The organism is Microcoleus sp. Pol12B5, assembly GCF_036701335.1.
Classification (GTDB): Bacteria; Cyanobacteriota; Cyanobacteriia; order Cyanobacteriales; family Microcoleaceae; genus Microcoleus.
The window spans coordinates 1-7496 of the sequence record NZ_JAUBQQ010000118.1 but is presented as its reverse complement, the minus strand read 5'-3'; the positions used below and the strand labels follow the sequence as shown (position 1 = coordinate 7496).

Below are 7496 nucleotides of genomic sequence, written 5' to 3'. Positions count from 1 at the left end.
AAGTTACATCATCAAATATTTTTAACTGGTTTACACACTGCTGTTATTGTACCTCATCTTTCTGAGAAAGGCTATAAGTACATTAACAGAAATATTTACACAGATATAATTTTGCAAGGCTCACAGGAAGAGAATTTCCGATTCTATTTTGTGTAATTAATTCTGTCCGACTACTTACAGTAAAATATAGAGTCTTAAAGGTCGTAGAGAAAATCCCACCAGAGATTACTTTTGAGGAAGTTATGAATAGGCTTTACTTCCTTGACAAAGTTGACCGAGGTTTGAAGCAAGTTGAAGCCGATGATATTATTTCCGGCGAAGCAGCGAAAAAAGCGGCTCAGAAGGTGGGACAAGTAAATTGGACAAATCAGCAGCGGATATCGAAGTGATCGCTACATCGTGGCTGTAAGGACACAGCAATGATCTATAGTAAGGTGCGCAGTGCGCACCCTGCATACTACTACTACATACTACATACCTGTTTGTGTAAAGTGGTGATGGTACACTCTACAAAATTTATTGAAAATAACTCTTATTCTTCGCTCTCCGGAGTCATGATGAATCTCGGACACGCATATTTTCCACCATTTCTATCTCTGCACTGTCGCATCGACGGATTCGAGCTGAACAGCATTTCCACTGATTGATTAAGGGCAGGTTTAACAGTCGCAGGAGTTGGCACTGCTTTTGAGGCTTGACTTAGCTCCAGGACCGTTATAATTGCCAGTAGGGTTGATGAAAGCAAAACTGTGCGTTTCATTTATTTCTTTTTTCCTCGTTTAATCGTTGACGTGCCATCCCTATCCATATATCCTCATCGAATTCTTGAGAATCCGCATACTTTAGACAAATTTTCCACTGCGGTAGCGCTTCCTTAGTATTTTTCATCTTTTCTAGGACTTGCGCTTTTAAGCAGTAAGTTGCTGGTCCTTCACTATCAAGTTTAATCGCTTCATCCAGATGCTGCAATGCCTCTGAATATCGACCCTGTTCCAGGCGAGCCCATCCCAAGTTTTTGAGTAAAGAATATTTTACTCGATCGTCCTCAGCTAATTTCAAACCTTGCCACAGGAAGTGAACCGCAGCCGGATAGTTTTTTTGATCAACTATATATAACCTAGCCAGGTTGCTGTAAGCAGCAGGCAGACCGAGTTTGGCAGCTTGCAGATATTTTGCTCTGGCGCACTGTAAATCTTGCACCTCTTCGCAAAGCCATCCTAAATTGTAAAGAGCTGTTCGGCTTTTTGGATCTACCCAGAGCGCTAACTCATATGCTTCTTGAGTATCAGCGAATCGATTGGCTTTGTAGTTTTCAAAAGCCCTATTATTAAAAAAAGATGCCAGTTCCGGCAACCCAATTTGCCAGCCGCCAAAGCCTACTGCTAGCATCAGCAAGAAGGCTCCCCACTTGGAGTTTTGATGCTTTTTCGCTGGCTCTTTCATAGCATTGAAAATGTTAGCTAATGGTATCATTTTTAGCATTTTTAACTTGAGAGTTGGGCGATATTTTGTTTACCAGATTTAATTGCCACCCTAATGGCATCATAATCTTAAGAAATGACTCAGGTTAGAGCCTATTTCTCATAAGAGTTTGTCAGTCCACAGCCGAATGCTTGGGTAATGCTCCCACTAGCCAGAGGTATTCGAGCATAGGTTGATCATTCATGAGACTCCACAAGCCATCCGGATATTTTCAGGAAAAAGAAGCGGGAAGCAGGAAGAAGGTAGAACTCTTCCCCTCACTTAAGTAATAATACTTAGTCGGCGGTCAGTCGATCGACAGTATGCGACTGTATGAGGAGATACAGCGTATTCCAGGTTTATGAAGTGTAGGGACTTACCCTGGGCCGTTGCCCTACCGGGATGGAACGAGCTGGGGTTTAGTTCCTCAACATAGAATCTGCTGTAAGATGGACTCCGGTAAAATAACTCTAATTAAGTTTGTAGTGACGATGGAATTCCTCAAAATCCTCCCTTGAGGATTTTGAAAAATATTATGATGAGTAATTAACCGAACTAGATTTAAAATAGCCCATCATTAATCAGCAATCACCAATCATGAATCACTAATGACTCCTGACTAATAAACATCTCTATAAATTAACTTTCAACCTTCTAGTAGCAAATGTTTTAGTTTCTTTTTCGGAGATGTTTAATGATTAATGACTCTGACTAAAATTGCTTCATCGCTCTTTCCATATCCCGCTTGTCTTCGCGTTTCTTCAAATCTTCGCGCTTGTCGTACAGCTTTTTCCCTTTACCCAAACCGATATCAAGTTTTACCCAGCCGCCTTTCAAATACATTTTTAATGGCACTAAAGTCAAGCCTTTTTCTTCCACTTTGCCGATTAATTTGCGAATTTCCTGCTTGTGCATCAGCAATTTACGGGTGCGGCGGGGTTCGTGATTAAAATAGTTACTAGCACTTCTCCAAGGCGAAATGTGAACGTTAATTAGCCACAGTTCTCCGTTCCGAACTAAACCATATCCGTCCCGCAAATTGGCTTTTCCTTCCCGAATTGATTTGACTTCGGTTCCCTTCAATTCGATTCCCACTTGGTATGTCTCTATAATTTCATAGAGATGGCGTGCTTGTCGGTTATCGCTAACAATTTTGTATCCTGGGCTTTTTTCGCTCATTTTTACCTCCGCTAAAATTAATTATTATAACGCTAGCTTCTCTGTAGAGAAAATCGAAGCTTGACAAAACTTAAATAATCGGTCTGGACATTACCAATTTGGCTGAGCTAAGATGTCACCAACGTGAATGTCAAGCGGTATCATGCAGCGCACCAATATCACTGATTCTGCAATTCCAGATTCTGTTACTCCTCATCCTGCGGTTAATTTGGTTTGGCTGGCTCCTTTTTTGCTGGCGCTTGCTTGGTTTTGGGCCAATATCTCGGCTGTTAAGTGGCTGTTATCCTCGTTTGTTGAGATACCCACACTATATAAAATAGTAATTGGCTTTCTGATTGTAGCATTAGTAGTGCGATCGAGCGGGAACTGCATTAGCGCAGCCCACGAAGAGGCTCGCCCGCTGGGATTTTCACCCAATTTCGTTTTGAGGCGATATCCGCTGCTGTTGATGTTGGGTGCGGGTATTTGCTCGATCGCCCTTCAGTACATAATTGATATCAAACAAATTACTGTCCTGCTATTTATCCTCGGAACTTACGGGCTGTGCGGCTTATTGGTGGAGCAGAACTTTTGGCAAAAAAACTTGCCAGTTGCGGGCTTGCTGGCTTGTATTTTACCATTTAATAGTCAGTTGAATAGCGGCTTAGGTTTGCCGGCGCGAGTTCTTACTGCTCAGGTAGTAGAACAGTTGCTCTCAATGCTGCACATTGGGGCTATTTCTTCTTACGATATTATCGTTTTGGAAAACGGCATCGCTCACGTTGACGTGCCTTGTAGCGGCATTAAAACCCTCTTAGTCGGGACGCTATTTTTGCTAGCTGCTACCTGGCTGGAAGGGCGTAAATTAAGTTTAAGGTGGGTAACAGTCGCCGCTGCTAATCTCTTAATGTTAGTGTCTGCTAACGCTGCGCGGGTTGCCGCGTTAGTCCTGGTTTCAGAAGTTTTTAAACAGCCAAACATAGCAGAAATTATTCACGTTCCTCTGGGAATTGTCGGTTTAGTATGTGCTTCTTTTGTGACCTGGTTAATGCTGCAACGAGTACCGAAATTTCAGCCAAAAAAAAGCAGCGGTATTTCTGCAAAATCCAACTCAGAAATACTACAGAATCACCCTTTAGCCAAACCCGGAATAATTGCCGCAGTCACAGTTTTGGCAGTCATGGCTCAACTGTCTCATGTAGAAACGTCAAAAATGGCGATCGCACCTTTAAGATTACCTGAATACATTAAATCAGAGTCGATTCCCCTGAATCCTAGCGAACAGAAATTCTTTGGCAACTATCCAGACACGCAAACACAAAAAATCAGATTTGTCGCCGGCAACTTGCGCGGTTCCATGCTCACAGTAGCGAGCACATCCTGGCAAACTTATCACGCCCCCGAGTTGTGTTTTGTAGCGAGCGGAATTCCCGTCAACCGCATAGAAAAAAAACAATTAACTCCTTCAGTAACAGCCCGATGGCTGTCTCTCAAAAACAACCAATTCTCAGCAGCATACTGGCTGCAATCTGCACAGCGAACTACAGATAACTTCTTGTCCCGTATCGGCAGCGACCTCACCCACAAAAATCACAAGTGGGTGTTAGTTTCCATTTTATTTGACAGTTCGCTACAAGCTGAAAATTATGAAGTAAAAGAGTTTGCTAGTAATGTACACGATACCGTTAAACAAAGCTTACAAGGAGAAATAAATGAAAATTAAACAGGTATTTGATGGAGTTTTTAAAACAATTTTTTGGCTGTGGAATTTGACTTTTTTATCGATTGTTTACTTGGGAATTTTGCCGATTATAGGAGTGCCATTAATTATGGCGACAATCGATGGCACCATCCCCCTAGAGTTTTCTTTGACGATGGCAGCTACGATCGCAGTACCCACTGTATGTACAGTAATAGGAGCTAGGCGTTTCAGCAAGCAACCCCTAGAGCTAATGCGTTGGTTTTACGGCGTAGAAGCACCGCTATTTTTGCTGTGTTTGCTCCGCTTGTTCCTGCTGCGAGAACTCACCCCAGCTAGTTATCAAATCATCGCTACTATTGCTTTGTGCATTGCAGCATTTTCAGTGGAAATGCTGTACGGCTATCTGGGTAAAAAAGAAAATGTTCAAAATATCTCAAATTCTCAAACTTCTTATAATAAACAGCATCGTTTTTTAAGCTTAATCCGAGAAAAACGAAATGCGTGGCTGCAATTAGGATGTCACAGTTTAATGCTAGTAGTTGGCATTTGGGCGGCAACATTGCTGATGTATTACGCTGTACCTGTGGCATTGTTTACATTTTATGGATTCTTCACTGTAGTCATTGAATTTTTCAATTTTACATGGGTATCAGCATTTTGGGATATCTTTAGATACGGGGAGTGGGTCTGGGGTTTAATTTGGATACCGCTATCGTTTATATTGTTTGGTTTAACCTGTAGCTTGTTCGTTGTCATGCCTTCGCTTTACGGCTTTCTCTACATTCATTCCGGGCGGAAAATATGGCAGAGTTTTGCTGCACAATACGGGAAAAATAAAGCGCTAATCGGAAGTTTGGGAGTCATAGCAGCTTGGCTGGCTATTTTCTCGGCTTTGCTGCAGCAGCCGCAAGTTGCAGCACTGAAAATGCTGGCGACTCCCCCCGCAAATGACACGGTTCGCCAAACTTTATTAGCCAAGTCTGATATGATTCGATCCGGCTTAGTTAACGCTTATTTGTCCCCTTACCGATACCTCAGCACTGTGGGAGAAAATAACCACATTTATGAGATATACAAAAATAGTTTGAGTTTACCTGACTGGGCGGCTCAAACTGTGCAGAACAGCTATAATTTTTTAATGTCGCCGTTTTTGTATCAAGGCTCTAGTGCTGATGTAGAAAAAGCCGAAAAACTCTACGGCGAATTCTTCGATACGGAACTGCAAAAAGGCGACACAGAAGCAGTAAAACACGCGGTACAGTCAACCTCAAACCGGGAAGAAGCAAAAGCAGGTTTGCTGAATGTCAATCAGGAAAAAGTATGGTTGCAGTCGCAAGAAGTGACAGTCAAAGAAAACGGCGACTGTGCTGACGTTCAACTCTACGAAGTCTACAAAAATCAAACGCCGAACTTGCAAGAAGTATTCTACTACTTTTCGCTGCCGGAAAGCGCCGCAGTTACAGGAGTTTGGCTGGGAGATACTGGGGATTTAAACAAACGTTTTGTATTTACCGTATCGCCTCGCGGTGCAGCCCAACAAGTCTACAATCAACAGGTGAGAGAAAGAGTAGATCCGGCTTTGCTAGAACAAATTGGCCCCAAACAATACCGCTTGCGGGCTTTTCCAATCCCGGCTAAACGAGAATTCACCCAAACTGACGGGCCACAGGAAATGCACCTGTGGCTTACTTACAAAGTCATGCGCCAGCCGCAGGGTTGGGCTATGCCTGTTTTGGCTGAAAAACGCAACATTTTTTGGAACCAAAATACTCGCCGCATGATCGCTGGAAAAGAGGTAAAATACAGCGGGAAAGAAGCAAGAGAAACTTGGCTGCCACGCTTTTTGCCCGCAGTCGCACAGCAGCCTCTAACAGTGCAGCAGGCGGTTCTACCGGGAGGAAATATCATTTCGGCTAAGCCGCTGGCTGATGCAAATTACTCGTTACCGCAAGCCAAGAAATTTGCAGTTATTATCGATACTTCCCGCAGCATGGCGACGGAAAATAAGGATGTAAAAGAGACTTTTGAATGGTTGAAAGCTAATGCAGCCGACAAAAATGCTGTTGATTTGTATGTCGCCAGCGCTGCAGGAATGCCACCTAAGTTTGTGGAAGATGTACGCAATTTCGATGCGGCAAAGGTGACATTTTACGGTACGATCCAGCTCAAAGATATGCTGCAACAGTTTGCACAGTTGCGGGGCGATAAAAGTTACGATACAGTATTTTTGGTGAGCGATCGCCACAGTTACGAATTGTCGGACGATCGCAAACCTAAACTTTCCATCTCTGCACCCCTATGGACAGTGCATTTGGGAGGTTTGCCCCCCGGCTACGACGACGCAACTTTAAAGCTTATTCAAGATAGCGGTGGCGGAGTTGCTACGGATATGAAAGAGGCGATGCAGCGAGTAGCAACGACAGCAGCTTCGGGCCCATCTACAGTTAGCGTTGTTGACGGCTATGGTTGGAGTTATGCCAAAACCCCGCAGTCGAAAAAAACCGCAAAATCGGCGACTGTCGCAGAGTCTAAAAATGCCGGAAAAGAAGGCTTTAAACCGATAGCTGCGCGGCAGTTGATAACTGCACTTAGCAAGCAGAAAAGTGCAAATCAATTGACGCAACTGGATGCGATGCACGCGGTAGCTAAAAATTTCAAAGTGGTGACGCCGTATTCTTCGATGATTGTGTTAGTTAATGACGCGCAAAGGGAGCAGCTAAAAGCAGCGGAAGCTAAGAGCGATCGATTTGACAGAGAGGTAGAATCTGGTAAGGAACAGTTGAGTAAGCCGAATAATCCTCTCAATGTTTCGGGGGTTCCTGAACCGGAAGAATGGCTGCTGTTGGCGGTAGGTGCGATCGGGCTTTTGGTGATTTTCCTCCGTCAGCGGCGCGCGAAAATGGTAGGTTGAAAAGTCCGACGGTTGAAAGTTAATTAACTCTTTCCCAGGCGATTTGCTTGGGAACCAGTCAACGATTAACCAAGCAGAGCCTCCGAATCTGCATTACCAGGCTCTGCCTGGTAACGAGTAAACCGACTTCTGCAAGAAAACCTGCACCCGTCGTGAGAATATCTGATATCGTATCCGGTCGATTACCATAAGTAGCTAGACAAAATTAATTACATAGTTTTCTCCAAATTCTTTCAGGATTTTTTCCACAGATGCAACAAAAGT

6 protein-coding genes are annotated in these 7496 nt (G+C 43.6%); 3 read left to right on the top strand and 3 right to left on the bottom strand.

What is annotated here, in order from left to right:
- The first annotated feature begins 242 nt into the window (after positions 1-242).
- The gene (locus tag QUA24_RS26315; RefSeq protein ID WP_333233299.1) at positions 243-389 is read left to right on the top strand and encodes a hypothetical protein; all 147 of its coding nucleotides are present in this window, start codon (positions 243-245) and stop codon (positions 387-389) included.
- A 143-nt stretch (positions 390-532) separates the two neighbouring features.
- Here QUA24_RS26315 and QUA24_RS26310 read toward each other — a convergent pair whose 3' ends face one another.
- The 3 genes from QUA24_RS26310 to smpB all read right to left on the bottom strand — a co-directional run bounded on the left by QUA24_RS26310 (position 533) and on the right by smpB (position 2640).
- On the bottom strand, positions 533-760 hold the full coding sequence (locus QUA24_RS26310; RefSeq protein WP_333081774.1) for an Osc7112_2153 family protein: 228 nt from the start codon (positions 758-760) through the stop codon (positions 533-535).
- Positions 757-1473, bottom strand: coding sequence for a tetratricopeptide repeat protein (locus QUA24_RS26305; RefSeq protein WP_333233297.1), 717 nt, complete (start codon positions 1471-1473; stop codon positions 757-759). Before QUA24_RS26305 ends, QUA24_RS26310 begins: the two co-directional genes overlap by 4 nt.
- 699 nt (positions 1474-2172) lie before the next feature.
- Positions 2173-2640: an SsrA-binding protein SmpB gene (smpB, locus tag QUA24_RS26300; protein WP_006631384.1), complete on the bottom strand. Its 468-nt coding sequence runs from the start codon at positions 2638-2640 to the stop codon at positions 2173-2175.
- A gap of 127 nt (positions 2641-2767) precedes the next feature.
- Between smpB and xrtO the strand changes: the two genes are divergently transcribed.
- On the top strand, positions 2768-4342 hold the full coding sequence (gene xrtO, locus QUA24_RS26295; protein ID WP_333233295.1) for an exosortase O: 1575 nt from the start codon (positions 2768-2770) through the stop codon (positions 4340-4342).
- Positions 4332-7232, top strand: coding sequence for a TIGR02921 family PEP-CTERM protein (locus QUA24_RS26290; protein WP_333233293.1), 2901 nt, complete (start codon positions 4332-4334; stop codon positions 7230-7232). The genes xrtO and QUA24_RS26290 overlap by 11 nt, the downstream gene beginning before the upstream one ends.
- Positions 7233-7496 lie beyond the last annotated feature (264 nt).